This is a genomic window from Methylobacterium phyllosphaerae (assembly GCF_001936175.1).
In the GTDB taxonomy this organism is placed as follows: Bacteria; Pseudomonadota; Alphaproteobacteria; order Rhizobiales; family Beijerinckiaceae; genus Methylobacterium; species Methylobacterium fujisawaense.
Genome location: NZ_CP015367.1, coordinates 2,898,192 through 2,916,995 on the forward strand (window position 1 = coordinate 2,898,192; position 18,804 = coordinate 2,916,995).

Consider the following 18,804-nt stretch of genomic DNA (forward strand, 5'->3'; position numbering starts at 1 on the left):
GACACGCGAATGCCCAGCAGGTTCACCCTCACGACCGCGATCCTGCTGGCGCTGACGGCGACGGGCGCCCGGGCGGACGCGATCCGCATCGGCGTCAACGAGCCCCTGACCGGGCCGTTCGCGGCCTCGGGCACCTACGTGGTGAACGGCGCCAAGATCGCCGCCGACGAGATCAACGCCAAGGGCGGCGTCCTCGGCAAGACGCTGGAACTCGTGATCGAAGACAACAAGAGCAACCCGACCGAGGCCGCCGCGGTCGCCGAGAAGCTGATCACCAGCGACAAGACCCCGGTGATGATGGGCGCCTGGGGCTCCAGCCTGACGCTCGCCGTGATGCCCAAGCTCGCGGATTACGAGACGCCGATGCTGGTCGAGACCTCCTCGTCCGGCAAGATCACGACCTCCGGCAACCCTTACGTGTTCCGGATCTCGCCGCCCTCATCGCTGGAGGCCGAGACCTTCGCGCCGATGGTCGGCCGCCTCGGGCTGAAGAAGGTCGACTTCCTCGTCCTCAACAACGACTTCGGTCGCGGCGCAGCGACCGATTTCGGTAAGATGCTCAAGGACAAGGGCGTCGCGGTCGGCCTCGTCGAGACCATGGACCAGGGCGCGCAGGACATGAGCGCCCAGCTCGCCAAGCTGAAGGCCTCGGATTCCGACACGATCATGATCACGAGCTCCGTCGATCAGCTCGTGCTGCTGTTCAAGCAGATGGCGGCGCTCGGCCTGAAGAAGCGGGTCATCACCACCGGCGGATCCCAGAATCCGGACCAGATCATCGCCCAGGCCGGTGCAGCCGCCGACGGCACGATGCACCTCACGACCTTCCTGCCCTGGTCGCCCGACAGGACGCCGGACCCGAAGGCCACCGAGGCCTTCATCGCCGCGTGGAAGAAGCGCGGCTTCGACTTCGCCGGCGTGACCGAGAGCTTCCGCGGCTACGACGGCATCCGCGCGATCGCCCACGCCATCGAGAAGGCGGGCTCGGCCGATCCGGCCGCGATCACCAAGGCCTTCTGGTCGGTCGACTTCGTCGGGCTCAACGGTCCGATCCGCTTCGCCAAGGCCGGCCCCGCCGGGAAGGAGAGCGGGCAGAGCAAGCCCGACGTCTACCTCATCGAGATCAAGGACGGGAAGGTGATCGTGCCGGCACTGTAGGGCTGCCGCCGCGCGCCGTCCCTCCCCCCTCGGCGGGGGCTTACAGGATCACACATCGGGTTCGGCCACGCGGTTTCAGGACCGAGCGCGGGTCCCCTCTCCCGAGCGGGAGAGGGATAGGGTGAGGGACGAGAGCTTTCAGAACGAGGCGCGTCCTGTCGCGCATCGATCGCGCGCTCGATCCGAAGAGTTCTCATCCCTCACCCCAACCCTCTCCCGCACGGGAGAGGGGGCCTGTCGCGCTCTGCCGCCCGCGGCGGTGCAAAACGAAGATGTGTGACCATCGTCGCTGCGGGGGAGGGAGACGCGCGGTGCCGGCTCCCGAATTGGCAACCCGCGTGTCCCCGCACGCAGCGAGGCGCCGGTCGTCCGGCACGCAACCTGCCAGGAGAAGCCCATGAACGAACTGGTCCAGCACCTCGTCAACGCGCTCATCCTCGGCGGTACCTACGCGCTGTTGGGGATCGGCCTGACGCTGATCTTCGGGATCATGAACGTCGTGAACTTCACCCACGGCGCGCTCTACACCGTCGGCGCCTACGTGATGTACCTCGCGGTCGCGGCGCTGGGGCTGAACTTCTTCCTGGCGCTGCCGGTGGCGATCCTCGGCGGCCTCCTGCTCGGGGCCGCGATCGAGCTGGTGCTGCTGCGGCCGTTCCGGGGCTCGGATATCGACACCACCATGCTGGTGATGATCGGCGCCGGGATCATCCTGCAATCGGGCACGCTCTGGACCTTCGGCGGCGTCGCCAAGGCGATCCCCGCGCCCTTCCCGGAGGCGCCGCTGGAGATCGGCCCGGTCTCGGTGTCGTGGCTGCGGCTGTTCGTGCTCGGCGCGGCGTTGACCCTGATCGCCCTCACCTACGCGCTGATCAACCGGACCAAGCTCGGGCTCGCCATGCGCGCCGCCTTCCAGGATTCCGACACGGCGGCGCTGATGGGCGTCGACGTCCGCCGGATCTACACCGCGACCTTCGCGCTGGGCTCGTCGCTGGCGGCGGCCGCCGGCGCGCTCCTCGGTCCCGTCTACGTGGTGTTCCCGCAGATGGGCGGCCTCGCCGAGCTGAAGGCCTTCGCCATCGTCATCCTGGGCGGGCTCGGCAACGTCACCGGCGCGGCGATCGGCGGCTTCATCCTGGCGCTCGCCGAAGAACTGGGTGCCGGCTACGTCTCCTCCGGCTACCGGGACGCGATGGGCTTCCTGATCATCATCGCGGTCCTGCTCTACAGGCCGACCGGGCTGTTCGCGAAGGCGGAGCGCATCGGATGACCCGGCTTCTCCCCCTCGCCCTGCTCGCCGGCCTCGTCGCCCTGCCCCTGGGTCTCGGCGCCAACCCCTACCTCCTCAACGCGCTGATCGTGACGGGCATCCTGACGATCGGCGCCATGAGCCTGAACCTGCTCCTCGGCTTCACCGGGCAGCTCAGCCTCGGCCACATCGCGTTCTTCGGCATCGGCGCCTATGTCAGCGCGCTGACGAGCCTCGGCTTCGACGTCGATCTCGGGTTCGGCATCCGCGCGGTCCACGAGCCGTGGCCGGCGGTGGCCGGCCTCCTGCTGGCGACGGTGGCGGCGGGCGGCTGCGGCTACCTGATCGGGCGGCTCTCCTTCCGGGTGCGGGGCGCCTACTTCGTGATCGTCACGATCTCGTTCGCCGAGGTCGTGCGGCTCGTGGCCCTCAACTGGGTGGAGCTGACGCAGGGACCGCTGGCGCTGACCAACATCCCGGCCATCACCCTCGGTCTACCGGGCCTCGGGATGTGGACCCTGAAGACCAAGCTCCAGAACTACTACCTCGTGCTGGCCGTCGGCACGCTGTGCTGGCTGATCATCGCCCGCCTGGTCGGCGGGCGCTTCGGCCGGGCGATGCGGGGCCTGAAGGAGAACGAGCCCCTGGCGCTCTCGGTGGGCATCAACGCCACCCGCACGCTGACCGTCGCGGCCGTGATCTCGGCGGCGATGGCCGGCGCGGCCGGCAGCCTCTACGCGCATTACCTGCGGATCATCGATCCCGACGTGTTCCTGTTCGCCACCACGGTCACCATGGTCATCATGGTGGTGGCGGGCGGCAAGGGCAGCCTGATGGGCCCGGTCGTCGGCGGCCTGATCTTCGGCCTGCTGCCAGTGGCGCTCCGCCCGGTCATGGCGCCGGAGGCGCAGTGGATCGTCTACGGCCTCGTGCTGATCGTGATCCTGTTCGTGATGCCGCGGGGCATCGTGCCGGGACTGTCGGCGCTGCTCGGCCGCCGGCAGGTCCGGTCGATCCCGGTCCTCGAAGCCAACCCGGCGGTGCAGCGATGAGCGCGATCCTCTCGGTCGAGCATGTCGGCGTCCGCTTCGGCGGCCTCGTCGCCATCGCCGACCTGCATTTCGACGTCCAGGCCGGCGAGATCGTCAGCCTGATCGGCCCGAACGGGGCTGGCAAGACCACGGCCTTCAACGTGATGACGGGCTTCCTCAAGCCCAGCCAGGGCGATGTCCGCTTCCGCGGCACGTCGCTGAAGGGCCTGCCGCCGCACGCGATCACGCGGCTCGGACTCGCCCGCACCTTCCAGCGCACCAGCGTCTTCCCGGACGACACGGTGTTCGACAACGTGATGATCGGCCTGCACCAGATGGGCGCCGCGGCGGGCCGCGCGCCCGTTCTCGACGCGCTCCTCGGCCGCGCGGGGGCCGGCGAGAGGCAGCTGCGCGCCCGCGCCGCGGCGCTGCTCGACTGGGTCGGGCTCGCCGGCCGGGCGCAGGAGAAGGCCGGCGCCCTGGCCTACGGCGAGCAGCGCCTCGTCGGCGTGGCGCTGGCGCTCGCCACCGAGCCCGCCATGCTGCTCCTCGACGAGCCGGTCTCGGGGATGAACGCCTCCGAGACGCGGGTCTTCGTGCGCCTGATCCGGCAGATCCGGGAGCGCGGCGTCACCATCCTACTCGTCGAGCACGACATGCCGATGGTGATGGAGGTCTCCGACCGCATCGTCGTCCTCAATTACGGCCGCCTGATCGCCGAGGGGCCGCCGGACCGGATCCGCAGCGACCCGGCGGTGATCGAAGCTTATCTCGGCCAGGGCAGCGCGGCCCGGCAGGCCGCCGCTGCCGCGCAGGAGGCGGTCCATGCTTGAGATCCGCGACCTCGTCTGCGGCTACGGCCACGTCACGGCGCTGAAGGGGCTGACGATCGACGTGCGCGAGGGCCAACTCGTGGCCCTCGTCGGCGCGAACGGGGCCGGCAAGTCCACGACGCTCCGGGCGATCTCCGGCCTCGTCGCGCCGCGCTCCGGCGCGATCCGGTTCGCCGGCCGGGACATCGCGGGGGCGGAGCCCCGCCGGATCCTGGCGGCGGGCATCGCCCATTGCCCGGAGGGCCGGCGCGTCTTCCCGCAGATGACGGTCGCCGAGAACCTCGCCATGGGCGCCTATCTCCGCCGCGACCGGGCGGCGGTCGCGGCGGACCTGACGCGCATCTACGGGGAGTTTCCGCGCCTCGCGGAGCGCCGCGATCAGGCGGCCGGCACGCTGTCGGGCGGCGAGCAGCAGATGCTGGCGATCGGCCGCGCGCTGATGGGGCGCCCGAAGCTCGTGCTGTTCGACGAGCCTTCCCTGGGGCTCGCCCCCAACATCGTCGAGCGGATGTTCTCGGTGATCGGGGCGATCCGCGATGCCGGCACGACCGTGCTACTCGTCGAGCAGAATGCGTTCGCGGCCCTCGAATTGTGCGATTACGCCTACCTGCTCGAAACCGGCCGCATCGTACTCGCGGGGCGCGGGCAGGACCTCATCGCCGATCCCCACGTGCGGGACGCTTATCTCGGTGGCTGAGACGGACGGGCCAGAGCGGATTTGCCTCGGCCCGCACGACCTTCTCGCCGGGCGGAACTCGGTGGCGATCACCGTCCGAGGATACCATCTGCTTCTCGTGCGCGATGGCGAGCGGATCGTAGCCGCCGAGCGGGCCTGCCCGCACGAGGGGGCAGACTTGTCTCTCGGCCAGTGCGTCGGTGGACGGCTGCTCTGCCCCCGGCATCTCGCCTCTTTTGATCTCCGAGATGGCTCCGTCTCACCGGGCTGGTCGTTTCGAGCCCTTCGCCTGTTCGAGATCGAGTCGGCTTCGGACGGGCTATGGCTCAGGATGAAATGATGTGTCTCGGGCCGTCCTGACGCTGCACGGCGTTCCCGCGGTGCAGGCGCCTCAGCGCGGCCGCCATGCCCTCCAGCCGGTCTGCGGGTGCCGCGTCCATCTCGCGATCACGCCGGCCGTCGATCCCGTTGCGCACGGTCGGGAGCCTGAAGCCGAGATCGGCGGCCGCCGCGCGGCGAGACCGTCCGCTCGTCTGAGCAAGACGGGCCGCCGCGGCGCCAGACCCAAGTGTGGACGGCTTCCGCGTTCACGGACAGCGCTCTCCGTGTCTTCGAGGTGAGTCCACAGTTCAGTTGCATGCCGCCCTCGGAATGGTGAACCGGGGTCGGGGCAGGCGTCGTGCGGGGCGCGGCGACCGTCAGCGGCGCAGACCGGCGCGACCCGTGCCGCCCGGGCGCGTCTGGCTGGCCACGATGAACCGTCTGCGGCGGTGATCGCGAAGACTGCACGCGTTCACGGCAACTGCACGTGCGGAGACGCCTGCCTGCCCTTCCAGCGCCAGGCGCGCGCGACGCGCCATACAGCCAGCGTGAAGATCGCCTCGCCTGCGAGAACGCCGACCATCGAGTACAGCGGCCCCACCACCCAGACCATGACAACGACGAGGATGACTGAGATCACCGACGAGTAGACGCTTGAGAAAGCCAGCACCCGGAACTGCCCTGCGGCTTGCAGCAAGATACTTTCCGGGGTGCGGACAAGGCGGAGGCCCATGATCGCCAACCAGAGGACAAATGCCTTCTGAACATAAAGCAAATCGTAGTCTTTCGAAAACAGAAGCGAGGGCGCGAAATAGGCGACAATGACGCCGAGACCCAAGGTTGCGAACCAGCCGCTCATGAGAATGAATCGAAACAGGGACAGCGTGCGATCGACGTCGCTCCATCGCTGTTGGGCGACGAGCCGTGCGAGACGCGGTCTCTCGAATTCTCCGAGGGCGTTCATCAGGATGATGGCCGGCCGGATCAGGAGTGCGCTCGCCGCGAGCGCCGCAAAGGCGACGGCACCCGAGATCAGGGTCACGAAATAAGCATGTGCGTTGCCGGTGGCCTCCGTCGTGACCAGTCCGAGCAGCGACCAGCTCGAATGCTCTTTCCAGACGGCACCATAGCGCGACAATTCTTCGAGGCGGGGCAATCGAAGCTGTTCCGCGAGATGACGAGGCCCGAACGCCAGCAGACCGCCGGCTGCACTGAGCATCAGAAATCCGTAAGCGAAGAGGGGGGAAGCGCTGCCCTGCCACGCGATCAACCCGATGCCGACGCCGAGGACGACGCCGGATACGATATCGGACAGGGTGGCACGTTTCGGCAGGCCGATTGCATACGCGTAGGCGCGACCGAACCAGCGCAGCATTGTCAGGCTTGCAAATCCTCCGAATAGGGCCGCAGGTAGAATTTCAATCCCGAGAGCAGCACTGAGCGCAGTAAGCAGTATAAAAACTAACAAGCCGATGATGACATTTACACCAAACAAACACTCGACAGTAGCGGCATCGCCTGTTTTGCCGGCTCTCGCCATCACGACGGGAAGGGGGGCACATAAAAAGGCGCCGGAAAAGCTCATCAGAAATTGTGATGTCACCATAAGGAACGAAAAAGTGCCAAAATCCTTCGGGCTCATCAGATGGACAAGAACGACTGACAGAACGAATTGTGTCGCTGACAGCACCAACGGGCCGGATACGGCAAGCATGTAGGGCGCGATGATTTGCACGGCCTGTGCAACGGCGATCTTCATGGAAAGATTTCGTTTCCAAACGAGCATTCCAGCACCAATTCAAATATAATACGTCTCGCCTCGAAGGGCGAATAAAGAGCGTTGTTGCAATTCAGGCATGAATCCTGCTAAGGTCACGATATCCTTGAGCACTAGCGATTAAGCGCCGACTTTTGAATGAACGCCTAATCGCAGAAAATATCAAGTCCTTAAAATGGAGTAACGCTCGCAGTAATTTGTGCGTTTTTTAGTTTAGCCGTTGAATTCGCGGCTCGAATATAAATAGAGCGCACGCCAGTAGGATGTCGTTGATGCTGCACGATCAAGACATGAAGCCTTCGATAGGCACGGTGTTGCGATGCATGTGGAAACATAAGGCATTGATGGTCCTGGCGGTGGGCGCCGGTATTGCCCTGTTTTTATCTGCTTATTTGTTGATCGCACCGGTCTATGAAGCGTCTACATCGCTTCTTGTCAGTCAAGCTTCGGAAAATATTTCCGATGGCAGCCGGAAGCAGCTTGAGTTGATCACCTCTCAAGCTCGAATCGCGGAAAGCGAGGATGTCGTTCGCGGCGCAATCAATCGCGTCGGGCTCGATAAATTCAAAGGCGTCGGCCAATCCCGCCTTCCCGGATTGGGAGGATGGCTGAGGCAGATCGTCCATGGCCGGCGTGACACAGAGGAGGCAGTCCCGGAGAACGCTGGGGGTAAGGACTCAGGCATCTCCGATATCGATCTGGTCGCCTCCGTCCTGAGCCGACGCCTCACGGTGCGGACTGAACCCAATTCCGAGGTCCTGAAAATCTCGTTTCAATACACGGATCCACGTCTGACGGCGGCGTTCGTGAACGCCGTCGCCGAATCGTTCATCGAGCGCCAGATCCGTCTCGCCGATACGCCGGGCGCCATTGATTTCTTTCGCGAGCAGAAAAAGCGATTCAACGAAGAAGTGGAGATGCGCTCCCGACTGTTGGAGCATTTCTCCCGCCGGGAACGAATGTACTCCGTGGAGGATGAGCGAAGCCTGCTTTTGCATCGGGCCAGCGACATTGCGGCGGCTCTGACGGCGACGCGCAGCTCGCTGGTCGATAAACAGGGTCAAAAGGGGGCGCTTGTCGCACAGCTGCGACTTCTCAAGCCGGTGACACAATCTCCGTTCGTGTCGAATCTGGTCGAAAATCTCGGCGGTGACGAGAAAGGTCGGTCGCCGTCACGCGGCCCTTCAGAGAACACGGCCGGCGCGGGCGACCCGCCTTTGTTGATGGTGCGCGTCTATCAAGACTCGATGGTGGCGCTACTGAAGGTCAATTCCGAGATCGCCGGCCTTCTCGATCTCGTCAAGCAGCAGGAGCAGGAGATCAGCACCGTCAACCGAGACCTGACGACGCTTGTGAGCAAACAGACCGAATTCGAGAGGCTGAAACGCGACGTCGCCCAGGCGACCTTGAATGCTGAACTCTACGCGAAGCGGACCACCGAGGAGCAAATCAATGCCGATCTCAGATCGGCAAAGCTGACGAACATCCGTGTGATTCAGTCGGCTACGACTCCGCTCCGAGCCGTTTTTCCCAACGGGGCTCAATTCCTCGGGCTCGGCGTCGTGTTCGGTCTGATCCTGGGTGCATCGGCGTCCCTGATGCTCGAAATGTACGGCCCGCGACCGGTGTCCGACGCGACGGCCCCGGACGCGCCGGCCGCTCCAGGTCGATTCACCGCCGCACACGCCTCGACACCCGGCGCGCAGGCCAATGAGCTTCTCCGGAAGGCGTCGGCCTATTTCGCGATGGCCGACCTCAAGCGCCGCGCACGGACGCAGTCAGGATCTTAGAGCGCTGCTCAAGCCGGGATGACGCTGTTGCCGTGACGCCGCAGCTCACTCGGGCCTCTCCGCGAAGGTGCCGATGGCCATTCTTGCACGTCGCGCTCCGGGGCACTCGGTCGCGCATACGACGCGACCGCGCGATCTCGGCAGCCTGATCGGACAGGGACGCAACCGGGCCGGAGGAAGAAGCCCGCATCGATCCTGCCGACCGAAAACGCGGGGCGAGCGCCCGTTCAGCGAGGTACGCTGCGGCTTCGCATTGGCCATCGTGCGTGAACGCCCGACTTGTCCCGGCCATCCGACACCGTTGCCGAACAGCTGGAGCACACCCAAGGGATGCGAGACACCGAAGTGTGATCAGAACGCGATCGGTGCAGGCTCGGCGCCCGATAAGCCCGTTGTCGCAATGGAACGCCGCAGGGCCGCGATGACTTCGTCTTGCTCATCCTCACGCAGGCTCGGGTATAGCGGAAGCGAGAGCGTACCTTCGCCCCAGTGCCACGAGATGGGATATCGAAGCTGCGCTTGCGCAGTGCGGTAAAGGCTCAGCGCGGGAACACAGCGATAGTTCACGGTCGCACCGATCCCGGCCTCGCCGAGAGCATTCAAGACGGCATCCCGCGCCCCGCCCGGAACGTGGATCGGGAACAGATGCCGCGCCGAGACAGCGTCGGCGTCGATGGTCGGCCATTTGAAGGGCGTCCCCGCGAGTGCAGCCTCATACCGTCTGCAGAGACGTTCCCGGATCTGCAGTTGCAGGTCGATCTCAGCGATCTGCGGCTCCAGAAGGACCGCGAGCAAATCCGGGAGGTTGGCCTTCGTCCCCAAGCGGGCGATGTCCCAATGGCGGTAGGTGTGCCCCTCGAAACGCCGGGCCGCGCTCGCCGACATGCCGTGTTGAACGGTCTGAGCCAAGGCATCCGCCAGAGCCAAATCGTTTGTGACGACGGCGCCGCCTTCGCCGCAGGTCACATTCTTGGTCGCGTAGAACGAGAAGATCGCCGCATCGCCGAGCTGGCCCGGACGCCGGCCGTCTCGCGTGCCTTCGAAGCAGTGCGCCGCGTCTTCAATGATTTTGACCGACTCGGGGATCACGGCCCTGAGCGACGGTATATCCACCATCTGGCCATACAGGTGAACCGGGATGACGGCTCTGGTCCTCGTGGTCACCGCCTGCCCTGCCTGGGTCAGGTCCATGAGCAACGTTCGCGCATCAACGTCCACGAAAATCGGTGTCGCTCCAACTTGCCGGACGACATTGGCTGTCGCGGCGAATGTCATGGCAGGAACGATGACCTCGTCGCCCGGTCCGATATCGAGGGCGAGCAAAGTTGCGACCGCGCCCTGCGTCCAGCTTGACGTCAGCTTGGCGCTCCCGACCCCGAAGAAGCGGCGCAGCGTCGTTTCGACCTCCTGGCACCGCGGACCGCTCGTGAGAAAGGGACTCGCGAGAACCGACGCGACACGTTCAGCGTAGCAAGCCGGGAGGGCGTGTCGATAAAATGGGACAGCCATTCAGCTGACCTCGCTGAAAGAGGGTTGTTCGGTATCAGTATACACCGTCCGGGCAGTCGGAATACCGAGCGGTATAACAGATCAAGCCCCCCACGAGACGGCCGTCCGATCGTCTGATCTGCTCTGATGTCTGTCGACGCGACGCGCGTCAGGCTCGCGCGGGCCGACACGGCCGAGGCCGCTTTGCGCCTTTGGTCCGGTCGCCAAGGGTCGCGGCCCCCTGAGCATACGGCGCACCCGCGGCGCAGGGCCCAAACACGCGCCGGCTCAATGAAGGCCCCATTGCCTGCGCGGATCCCGCAGATGCCATCGGGTTTCTCGCGCGACGCGATCGCTGCTGCCTTGCTCAAGTCCAAGCTGCGGACAGGAGATCCCGACTGCCGTGCCGGCGGGGACGTCGTTGAGACCGGGGGCCGAGCTCGGCGCCGTCCTCGGTTGCATCGGCTGAGGCGCGACGCGGTCCAGTTCACCGCTCATGAGCGTCGTCGCGATAGGGGTCCGGTGGTCGGCCTTACCGAGGTGCTGCGCTGGCAAATTACTGTTTACGCTTCTGTAACGATTGACGAGGAGAGTTCGCGATCGGCGTGAGCTGGCGATTGCTCCAAGCGAGGATGCCCAGACATGGTCTTTATCATCGCCTCGGCTTTCGCAGCGGCTCTCGTTGCGTTCATCTCCACGATCGGCAGCGGCTTGGTTTTCTCGATCCTCGCGGTCTTCATCTCTGGCAATTGTGCCGCTCTGCTCGCTGGATGCTGGCTCATGCGCCAGCGGGGCGCGGCTTAACGGGATCGGTTGCTGGCGAACTGACCGCTCGACCTCTTGATCGCTCGCGACGCGCAGTACAACCTGGCTGCGCGGCAACGAATCGACCGCCGGTTCCGGGGATAAGCGCGCGGTTCCAGGATCAAGACGACCGCACCAGCCGAAGCCGCTCGGACCACCGTTCGACACGACGTTGCCGACACCTCAGCGATCGCGAAATCGCGGCGTCTGGCTCGGGTGAGCCGCTGCATCCCCGGCCTTCCGGAACGGAGGACTCCAGGCGGCGCGATTCGACCGGACCGGCGCGGCTTCGGCGGGTCTCGCGCCGCTCCAGCCGACGAACGTGCGCGGCAAGGCGCGAGGGGATGATCCTCGGATGCGCGACAGTCCGTTTTGACGCCGCGCGCGGGAAAGCAGCACGGGGGCATGATCAGCGCTCTCGAAGAAGCATTCAGGCCGTCCTGAAGGTGACCGTCTTGTGTCCAATATAGTTGGCGACGGCACCGGCCATGATACCGATCGCGTGCGCGGCAGGCGCCGCGATCTCTGTAAGGCCGAGCGGCATCAACAGCCCATCGCGTGCGACAATCGCCACCGCCACGGTGACGAGTCCCCCGATCAGATTGACCAGGAGGAACCCCCCGAGTTGCGCGGCAAGGGATCGCGACGAGCCCGGGAAGACGAAGCTGCGGTAGATCAGGAAGCCAATCACCATGCCGAGCGCGGTCGCTGTGGCGACCGCAAGCGCGAACGGCATTACGCTGTTGAACAGGAAGCGTGATGCCCAACTCACGCCCGAGGCGAAGCCGCCCGCGAGCAGAAATCGGACGCGCTGGTCGAGGCGGATGAGGTCCTGCAGGTAGAGCCGCATCATCTCAGACCGAAAAGCCCGCCCAAGCCAGCACGAAGCACATCGCGAGCGCACTGCCGGCCGTCAACGCCAGCCGGTCCGTCAGCGCGAAGACAACCGGATCATCCTGCAGCGTGCCGCGCTGGCACGCGACCCAGATTCGCCCCAGGATGATCGACAGCGCCAGGGGGAAGCCCCAGAGCCATGCCACATCGCCATAGAAGGTCTGCTTGAACGCGTCGTCGATCACGTAGAACACCAAGATCAGGAGCGCGGACGTGCCCGCGGCGACACCGGCGGCCAGCACGAGGGGCAAATCCACTGCCACGTAGCCGCGTCCGTTGATCTGAGCCGCGCCGCGCGCCGCCGCACGGGCGATCTCTGTGTGGCGCTTCGCCAAGGCCAGTGAGGTGAACAGGAACATCGAGAACACGAACAGCCACGGCGAGGCGATGGCCTCCACAGCGGCGGTGCCCACCGCCAACCGAATCGTGAAGAGGCTGGCGAGCGTCAAGGCGTCAAGCAGGACCACCCGCTTGAGATAGAACGAGTAGGCGAGCGTCAGCCCGGTATAGGCTGCCAGCGTGAGAACCACCTTCGGGCCAGCCAGTGCGCCGAGCAGGAATCCGGCTCCCAGGCCGGCCGGCACGGCGGCGAGGCCGTAGACGATCGGAAACTGGCCGCTGGCGAGAGGACGGTTCTTCTTCGACCAATGCCGACGATCGTCCGCCACGTCCCAGATGTCGTTGAGGATGTAGGTCGCCGAGGCGATCAGGCAGAGCGCCACGAAGCTGATCGCGAGCGACCCGAGGGCGGACGGGTCGAGGAAGCGGTTGGCCAGGACTGCTGGCACGAGAACAAGCGCATTCTTGGCCCATTGATGGGACCGCATGCTCTTGAGGAGCAGGCGACCATAGGGCGGGCGCCGGAAGACGCCGGCGACGTCGGCCGCTCTGCCGGCCGCGCGCTCCACCCCCGGGGAGGCGCCGACCACGATCGCCTGCCGGGCGGCATGCCACACCGGCAGATCGGCGCGGCTGTCGCCCGCATAGTCGAAGCCGAGCGGGAAACGGCGGGCAAGCTCAGCCGCTTTGGCGGCCCCTTTCAGATTCGTCTGCCCGTCGCTGGCGATGACGCTGCTGATGAACGGGAAGCGGCGGGCGATCTGGGAGGCCGTGACATTATCGGTGGCGGTCGACATGTGAATCGGCCGGCCTCCCTTGGCCTCGGCCTCTGCGAAGGCGACCAGCTCGGGGTTTTCCGGCAGCGCCTCGATGTCGAGCGTGACAGCCTGGGCCATGCGCCGCTTGAGGTGGGCGCGGCCGCCCATCGCCCAGTAGAGCATGCGCAGGACGTTCAGCGGATCGGCCCGCACCAACGCAAGCGCCTTCTCGTAGAGGACATCCGTCCGCAGGAGCGTTCCGTCGAGATCGAGGATGAGGGGAACCTCGCGAGACCCGAGTTTCGGCCAAGCCGGGTGCCGAATGGCCTCGCCCCCCGAAGCGATGTGCCCTGACAGCACGGATCCGGCTCCCAAGCTCGGAGACCGGCCATACTGAATGCGGCGGGTGATATCGTGCAGAACAGATCGCATCATCACAGACCGAAAGCTCCGCTACCGATTTAAACAGGGCCACCTCAATCACGACTGCTGGATTGCCGTAATCCATATCCGGCTGGTCAGGTCACGACCGAGATGACAATTTCCCAGCCGAAGACTCATTGCCGGAGTCGCCACAGCGCCGTTCTTCGGGGCCACGCGGCGACTGGAGAGGCTGCCATCGCGGGTCTCAGCGCAGCGAAAAGCATTCTGCGTCCTCTCCGAATGCGTAGGGCTTCGCTTTGCAGTCGGCCGGTTCCCCGACCAGGAAACCGGATCCCATGTAACCCACGTAGACACGGCCGAAATGATCGGTGTCGGCGCCGAGAACAGTGACCTGATCCAAGCTGCCGACGGGGAAAGCCCCTATCTTCGTCCAATTCTCACCTTCATCAATCGATCGCCAGAATCCATATTCGCCATTCAGCCGACCGGATAAGAAAATTGTAGGATAACCTGCCTGATCAGGTCGACCAAAAGCGATATCATCCACTTGACTGATACCGCGGATCGAGGTCCAGGTTTCCCCGCCGTCGCGGCTGCGCCTCAGGGGCGTCCCCGTTGCGTACGGGATGCCCGACGTGAAGAAGAGCTCGCCCGGTCGACCTGGCACGGCGCGGAGCTTCGCGGCGTACCCGGTGTTCGGCGCGATCTCACCCTTGAAGACTTGGCGCCAAGTCTCGCCACCGTCGCCCGTCCGCCAAAGCCCTTGGAGCCGCTGATTCGCCCCCTCCCCGCTGTGAACGAGATAGAAGACGCCGGGCCGCGTGCCGTCCGCCGTGAGTGTCTTCCGCGACAGGTATATGTGCGGATGTGAGCCCGTGAACGGAAGGGACTCGCCGCTCAGTACCACCCGTCGCCAGCTTCGACCAAGATCTTTCGTGTAGAACGGAGCGCGGTTATAGGTCGGCTCCCAGACGATGTTGTTAGTGTCGCCGGCCGAGACCGCGATCGTACCGAACGCCATGCGCCAGGGGTCCTCGGGACGGGTCCCCGGCGGGGTCGGAAGCGCGGCGAATTTGGTCCAGCTGTCGCCGCCATCCAAGCTGTACCCGGCCAGCACGGCATCGCCGTCTTCCGAGCAGCAGGACGTTCGGGTATCGGACGCATTCGTCACGACGAAACGCGGATTGGCGGGTGTCAGCGCCACTTGCTGTGCTGCGATCAGCACACGCTCTTTCGGACCGTATGTCGTTGAGTACGCCGTCAGGTCCCGCTTGACGTGAATACCGAAATCCCAGACCGCAAACAGGGGGGCCTGCCCTGCGGCTTGGTTAACGTCGTTCGCGACGAGCTCCTCAATCCCCCGGGTCTGGCTGACCCACGTCACTGTCCGCGAAGAGTCGGAGAGGTCGGCGTAGAACACGCCCATGCCTGCGCCAGCCCAGAGCCGATCCTTCTTCACAGGATCGAACATGATACGGCTCATGGCGAAGTAGGACGCATTGCTGACGCGAAGCCATGGCGGGTCGCCGAACCCGACCCGGGACTCATGCGCCAGTCGTGTCCACAACCGTCCTCCGTCATTCGATCGGAACACCGTCCCGCTTTGATCGATGACGAGGATGCGTGAATCGTCCGGGTCGATCGCCACGGCTGCGAAGGGCAGGCTCGGCAGGCCTCCGTTGGATGTAAGGCTCTGCCATCCACCCCCGCGATAACGCCAAGCCATTCGTGTCTCGCGATCGACACCAAAGAAGGTCCCGTCGCGCGCGAAGGCGCCCTGCGTCAGAAGCGACGGCCCGCCCTGCCCGTCTGATGCCAGACGGGAAAAGCTTCGGCCGCCGTCAGACGAGGCGAAAAGGCCGTTCCCGGCCGACATCGCCCAGACGCGCCCTGCGACTTGGCCGCCCGGTTTCTCGAACCACGTGATGATGCCGGGGCTCTGATGGCCGTCCTGAGCCGGGCGTAGATCCATCGCCGGAGGCACGGTCGGGATGCGTGACCACGTCACCCCTCCGTCCTCGGTGCGCCAGAGACCATCCGCCGGGGTTCCGAAGAGCGCAACGTCCGGGCGCACAGGGTCGACCGAAATGAACGGCCCGTAATTGCGGAACTCGCTATTTGGGTCGAATCCATGCTCGAACGGAGCCGTCGATGAGACGGCAAAGGACCGCCCTCCATCCCGCGAGGTAAAGACCCGTCCCTTCAAAGCCAGATAGATCCGGCGCGCGTCGGACGGGGCAACGACGACCTCGTACACCCCCTCGTTGAGTCCGTTCTGAACGTGAAACGTCGACGGCATCGACGCGGTGGTCACCAATTGGATCCACCGATTGGCCGTGTCGCTCCAGATATAAGCTCCGTACACATCCGCTCTGACGACGCGCGTCGACCCGCTGGCATCAGATGAGTATCCGGTTATGAATCCACCGCCGCCGATCTTCACCGGCCGCCAGAGATAGGTCTCCGCACGAGCGACGGGCAGCACCACGCCCCCCCAAAGCAACAGGGCGAAACCGCGTAACGACACGGACAGCGACAGGCGCATCATCGACGAGCGTCCCTGATCGAACGGCCGACCGAGCCTCCACATGCGATGCGCGACCGCAGATCGCCCGGTCATCTTCGGGTCCGCAAGACCGAGTTCAGCCAGCATCAACTCAACCAACATTGGCTGGAACCATGAACCCTAGTGCAGCAACGGACCGCCAATTGACCCGATCCCGGCACCACACAGGGCTTTGCCAGACCTGTCGGTCGCCGATCGATCCGCACCTGCGCCTTCCGGAGAGCATCGCGGTGTTCGGCCGCATCGCGAATTGAACCAAAGCGAACAATTGGCCTACCACTGATTCAGTTATGGTCAGGACGCCCACAATCAGCCTCGCCTTCCCTTTTTCTCGATCTACGAATTACAAACTCAAGAACTTAAACACAGCCATCGAGATAAAGGCCTAGGGTTTTAGATCCACGTCCTGCGCGAATGAAACATCAAGCCCGAATTTCACCGATATCAGCAACCCTCACTCGCCGATTATTCAGCGCCTGATGATCACCGCGTCTAATCGATCCGTTGGCGATCGGCGCGATGCGGCGAACCCCGCAAAAAAACCGATTGCAACCGTGTTCCACGCCACGAACGAATATAGCCCGGCTTGCACTGAGCCGCGCCGCAGCATGAGAAACAGCACGGGTAGGACAATCGCCACGAGAAGGTACGCGAGGTAATGCCAGTCTGAGACTGCCAACATCGTCAATGTGAGAATTGCGGCCCACCAGATCACGACGACAGCGCATGTCCAAAACTGCGTAAGTTTAGAAAGCGCTTGCCGACCGCGAGGCCGGGCGAGGATTGCCCGAGAAACTTGGCCGACGCCGTTCGCGTAGCCAGATAGAAATCGAGCCCGCAGGAGCTTATAGCTTTCGGACGTATGCCCATAATGCACGATGGCAGGAACATTGAGCCGGGTGAGTTTCCAGCCATCCGCAATCAATCGCGAAGCGAGCTCAAATTCTTCAAATGATTTCAAATTTCGGTCTGCGAAATACCCGCTCTGCTTTACCGCCGAGACGCGATAAAGCCCCCCACAATCGAGACGATCGATCAGACGAGGGTAATAAGCGCATCTCCTTTCCGCATTGATTTTCCGTGTGCGGAATTCATGGTTCTCGACATTCGCCTCTTCGACACGGCCCCCGACCCCGGCGAAATCCGAATGCGTCTCCAAAAATGGTATCGCACACCGCAGGAATGAAGGATCGATCTCCATATCACCGTCGAGAAGGTAGAAGAACTCTCCGCGGGCGAACATATACGCGAGTTGGGCACCAGCGCCGCACGAGCGTTCGGCTGGATTCGCCAATTGGACGATCTTTACGTCGTACCGCAACGCAATCTCCAGCGTACCGTCCGTGGATCCGCTATCAGCGATCAAGACTTCACCACCGTACGGAGCGGCGGCCTCAAGCGCAGTTTCGATCGCCCGCCCGATCCGGGCGGCCTCATTGAAAACCTTAATCCCAATTGTGAGCTTCATTGCCAGTTCCGCATCGAAGGACTCTTTCAGACGAACGTCACCCATCCCTCGGCCGAAAACCGGCGTTAAGACACAAGATCCTCGTAGAGCGACAAGGTATTATCGAATGAAAGAGCTGCCGCGATATGTCTTGATCGCAAAGCCATGTCCTCATAATATTCATGATCGAAAGACAATCGGTCAATAGATCGTGCCAAGCTACGCGCATCGTCGAGATCAACTGAAATGCCGCAGTGTCGGCCGATCTCGTCAGTGATAAATTCCAATTGGACCGGGATATTCGAAACGACAAGCGGCAACCCAAGTTTGGCCGCTTCGATGAGTGCGAGGCTATGGCCTTCGAAGCGACTCATCTGCACGAAGACATCGGCCGCCGCGAGCATGCGAAGTGCATCTTTGCGGCCCATGAGTCCGAGAAATTTTACCCGATCCGTTACACCGAGGCAGTCAGCCAGTGACCGCAGTCTCGTCTCCTCAGGTCCATGCCCTATGATGCTCACAATCACGTTTGGCATGTACAACGCCGCTTTGATCAAGACGTCGTAATTCTTTTGCGCTGAGAGGCGGCCGAGGCTTATAACGCGAAAAGGGGCATCACCCCCGATGCGCGGTTGCCTCATCCGGGACAATTCCGAAAGATGCTGCTCGATCGCAGGAGAAAGCGCGTTGCTGATGACCCGCTGCTTTGATCGCAACCACCCCCGACCCCGGTGATACGACGTCGCGACCGTCTTCGAGACACTGACCGACGCCGAGACGTTCGGCGGCACAGAGGCATATCGATCAAGCCAATTCATAGGCCATTTCAACGTATTCGCAGGCGTATGATGCGATGTGATAGCTCGAATGCGCCGGTAAGAAAGCAAAGCCGCCGCGGGCACCAATAGGTTTGTGGCAGGCATCGCTGTCACGACACAATCTGGCGTATCCTTCCTGAAGAGCAGAACAAGATCTCTGACCAAGCAGAGAAGACGGCGCATCGATCGTGGCTTCTCAGAGACCACATGTTGCCAAGGGACGCGTTCATCGCCAGCCATCGATGTGTCGGCACTCGGCCAAAGCGCGATGAGACGTGTTCGAAATCCCTTAGCCGCCAATCCAGCAGCCAGATCGCTCCACAGCTCGCCGACACCACCGGATGACGAATGGTTGGCAAAAAAGTAAACGGTCGGCTGCGACCGTATCGAGGCTTTCCGTACGGAACGCTGGATCGGCTCCGTCAACGATACCACAGCGCACATCCCAATCCGCCTCATTGATTGTCACCT

At 63.9% G+C, this 18,804-nt stretch carries 15 protein-coding genes and 1 pseudogene; 8 read left to right on the forward strand and 8 right to left on the reverse strand.

Annotated features, from left to right (window positions below; all coding sequences use genetic code 11):
* Positions 1–9: 9 nt before the first annotated feature.
* The 6 genes from MCBMB27_RS13155 to MCBMB27_RS13180 all read left to right on the forward strand — a co-directional run bounded on the left by MCBMB27_RS13155 (position 10) and on the right by MCBMB27_RS13180 (position 5,287).
* A complete protein-coding gene (locus MCBMB27_RS13155; protein ID WP_053610085.1) occupies positions 10–1,158 on the forward strand; it encodes an ABC transporter substrate-binding protein in 1,149 nt (382 codons plus the stop codon).
* A gap of 397 nt (positions 1,159–1,555) precedes the next feature.
* Entirely contained in the window at positions 1,556–2,428 is an 873-nt protein-coding gene (locus MCBMB27_RS13160) for a branched-chain amino acid ABC transporter permease (protein ID WP_075380632.1), read from the forward strand.
* Positions 2,425–3,459, forward strand: coding sequence for a branched-chain amino acid ABC transporter permease (locus MCBMB27_RS13165; RefSeq protein ID WP_075380633.1), 1,035 nt, complete (start codon positions 2,425–2,427; stop codon positions 3,457–3,459). The genes MCBMB27_RS13160 and MCBMB27_RS13165 overlap by 4 nt, the downstream gene beginning before the upstream one ends.
* A complete protein-coding gene (locus MCBMB27_RS13170) occupies positions 3,456–4,271 on the forward strand; it encodes an ABC transporter ATP-binding protein (protein ID WP_043347347.1) in 816 nt (271 codons plus the stop codon). The genes MCBMB27_RS13165 and MCBMB27_RS13170 overlap by 4 nt, the downstream gene beginning before the upstream one ends.
* A complete protein-coding gene (locus MCBMB27_RS13175; RefSeq protein ID WP_043387758.1) occupies positions 4,264–4,968 on the forward strand; it encodes an ABC transporter ATP-binding protein in 705 nt (234 codons plus the stop codon). Before MCBMB27_RS13170 ends, MCBMB27_RS13175 begins: the two co-directional genes overlap by 8 nt.
* Positions 4,961–5,287 carry a Rieske (2Fe-2S) protein gene (locus MCBMB27_RS13180; RefSeq protein ID WP_081948780.1) on the forward strand — a complete coding sequence of 109 codons (327 nt, stop codon included), beginning with the start codon at positions 4,961–4,963 and terminating at the stop codon, positions 5,285–5,287. The genes MCBMB27_RS13175 and MCBMB27_RS13180 overlap by 8 nt, the downstream gene beginning before the upstream one ends.
* 13 nt (positions 5,288–5,300) lie before the next feature.
* Here MCBMB27_RS13180 and MCBMB27_RS30565 read toward each other — a convergent pair.
* Positions 5,301–5,504, reverse strand: a pseudogene (locus MCBMB27_RS30565) (IS3 family transposase); the annotation flags it as partial.
* A 236-nt stretch (positions 5,505–5,740) separates the two neighbouring features.
* On the reverse strand, positions 5,741–7,027 hold the full coding sequence (locus tag MCBMB27_RS13185; RefSeq protein WP_139231643.1) for a polysaccharide biosynthesis protein: 1,287 nt from the start codon (positions 7,025–7,027) through the stop codon (positions 5,741–5,743).
* A 290-nt stretch (positions 7,028–7,317) separates the two neighbouring features.
* Between MCBMB27_RS13185 and MCBMB27_RS13190 the strand changes: the two genes are divergently transcribed.
* Positions 7,318–8,835 (forward strand): GumC family protein, encoded by a 1,518-nt coding sequence (locus tag MCBMB27_RS13190; RefSeq protein WP_075380635.1) that lies wholly within the window; start codon positions 7,318–7,320, stop codon positions 8,833–8,835.
* Positions 8,836–9,186: 351 nt separating this feature from the next.
* Here MCBMB27_RS13190 and MCBMB27_RS13195 read toward each other — a convergent pair whose 3' ends face one another.
* Positions 9,187–10,344, reverse strand: a complete 1,158-nt coding sequence (locus MCBMB27_RS13195) for a DegT/DnrJ/EryC1/StrS family aminotransferase (protein WP_075380636.1) — start codon at positions 10,342–10,344, stop codon at positions 9,187–9,189.
* 621 nt (positions 10,345–10,965) lie between these two features.
* Between MCBMB27_RS13195 and MCBMB27_RS29620 the strand changes: the two genes are divergently transcribed.
* Positions 10,966–11,127: a hypothetical protein gene (locus MCBMB27_RS29620; RefSeq protein ID WP_159020337.1), complete on the forward strand. Its 162-nt coding sequence runs from the start codon at positions 10,966–10,968 to the stop codon at positions 11,125–11,127.
* Between the two features lie 430 nt (positions 11,128–11,557).
* Here MCBMB27_RS29620 and MCBMB27_RS13200 read toward each other — a convergent pair whose 3' ends face one another.
* The 5 genes from MCBMB27_RS13200 to MCBMB27_RS13220 all read right to left on the reverse strand — a co-directional run bounded on the left by MCBMB27_RS13200 (position 11,558) and on the right by MCBMB27_RS13220 (position 18,768).
* The gene (locus tag MCBMB27_RS13200; protein ID WP_075380637.1) at positions 11,558–11,980 is read right to left on the reverse strand and encodes a GtrA family protein; all 423 of its coding nucleotides are present in this window, start codon (positions 11,978–11,980) and stop codon (positions 11,558–11,560) included.
* A 1-nt stretch (position 11,981) separates the two neighbouring features.
* Positions 11,982–13,475 carry a UbiA family prenyltransferase gene (locus MCBMB27_RS13205; protein WP_335633095.1) on the reverse strand — a complete coding sequence of 498 codons (1,494 nt, stop codon included), beginning with the start codon at positions 13,473–13,475 and terminating at the stop codon, positions 11,982–11,984.
* 271 nt (positions 13,476–13,746) lie between these two features.
* The gene (locus MCBMB27_RS13210; protein ID WP_210187519.1) at positions 13,747–16,155 is read right to left on the reverse strand and encodes a WD40/YVTN/BNR-like repeat-containing protein; all 2,409 of its coding nucleotides are present in this window, start codon (positions 16,153–16,155) and stop codon (positions 13,747–13,749) included.
* A 382-nt stretch (positions 16,156–16,537) separates the two neighbouring features.
* The gene (locus tag MCBMB27_RS13215; RefSeq protein WP_236952965.1) at positions 16,538–17,581 is read right to left on the reverse strand and encodes a glycosyltransferase family 2 protein; all 1,044 of its coding nucleotides are present in this window, start codon (positions 17,579–17,581) and stop codon (positions 16,538–16,540) included.
* A gap of 20 nt (positions 17,582–17,601) precedes the next feature.
* On the reverse strand, positions 17,602–18,768 hold the full coding sequence (locus MCBMB27_RS13220) for a glycosyltransferase (protein ID WP_159020339.1): 1,167 nt from the start codon (positions 18,766–18,768) through the stop codon (positions 17,602–17,604).
* Between the last annotated feature and the right edge of the window lie 36 nt (positions 18,769–18,804).

What these genes read in the sequence shown, in the direction of transcription:
- MCBMB27_RS13155 (WP_053610085.1), top strand. Translation starts at nt 10, where the DNA reads ATGCCCAGCAGGTTCACCCTCACGACCGCGATCCTGCTGGCGCTGACG.
- MCBMB27_RS13160 (WP_075380632.1), top strand. Translation starts at nt 1,556, where the DNA reads ATGAACGAACTGGTCCAGCACCTCGTCAACGCGCTCATCCTCGGCGGT.
- MCBMB27_RS13165 (WP_075380633.1), top strand. Translation starts at nt 2,425, where the DNA reads ATGACCCGGCTTCTCCCCCTCGCCCTGCTCGCCGGCCTCGTCGCCCTG.
- MCBMB27_RS13170 (WP_043347347.1), top strand. Translation starts at nt 3,456, where the DNA reads ATGAGCGCGATCCTCTCGGTCGAGCATGTCGGCGTCCGCTTCGGCGGC.
- MCBMB27_RS13175 (WP_043387758.1), top strand. Translation starts at nt 4,264, where the DNA reads ATGCTTGAGATCCGCGACCTCGTCTGCGGCTACGGCCACGTCACGGCG.
- MCBMB27_RS13185 (WP_139231643.1), bottom strand. Translation starts at nt 7,027, where the DNA reads ATGAAGATCGCCGTTGCACAGGCCGTGCAAATCATCGCGCCCTACATG.
- MCBMB27_RS13190 (WP_075380635.1), top strand. Translation starts at nt 7,318, where the DNA reads ATGCTGCACGATCAAGACATGAAGCCTTCGATAGGCACGGTGTTGCGA.
- MCBMB27_RS13195 (WP_075380636.1), bottom strand. Translation starts at nt 10,344, where the DNA reads ATGGCTGTCCCATTTTATCGACACGCCCTCCCGGCTTGCTACGCTGAA.
- MCBMB27_RS29620 (WP_159020337.1), top strand. Translation starts at nt 10,966, where the DNA reads ATGGTCTTTATCATCGCCTCGGCTTTCGCAGCGGCTCTCGTTGCGTTC.
- MCBMB27_RS13200 (WP_075380637.1), bottom strand. Translation starts at nt 11,980, where the DNA reads ATGATGCGGCTCTACCTGCAGGACCTCATCCGCCTCGACCAGCGCGTC.
- MCBMB27_RS13210 (WP_210187519.1), bottom strand. Translation starts at nt 16,155, where the DNA reads ATGCTGGCTGAACTCGGTCTTGCGGACCCGAAGATGACCGGGCGATCT.
- MCBMB27_RS13215 (WP_236952965.1), bottom strand. Translation starts at nt 17,581, where the DNA reads ATGGGTGACGTTCGTCTGAAAGAGTCCTTCGATGCGGAACTGGCAATG.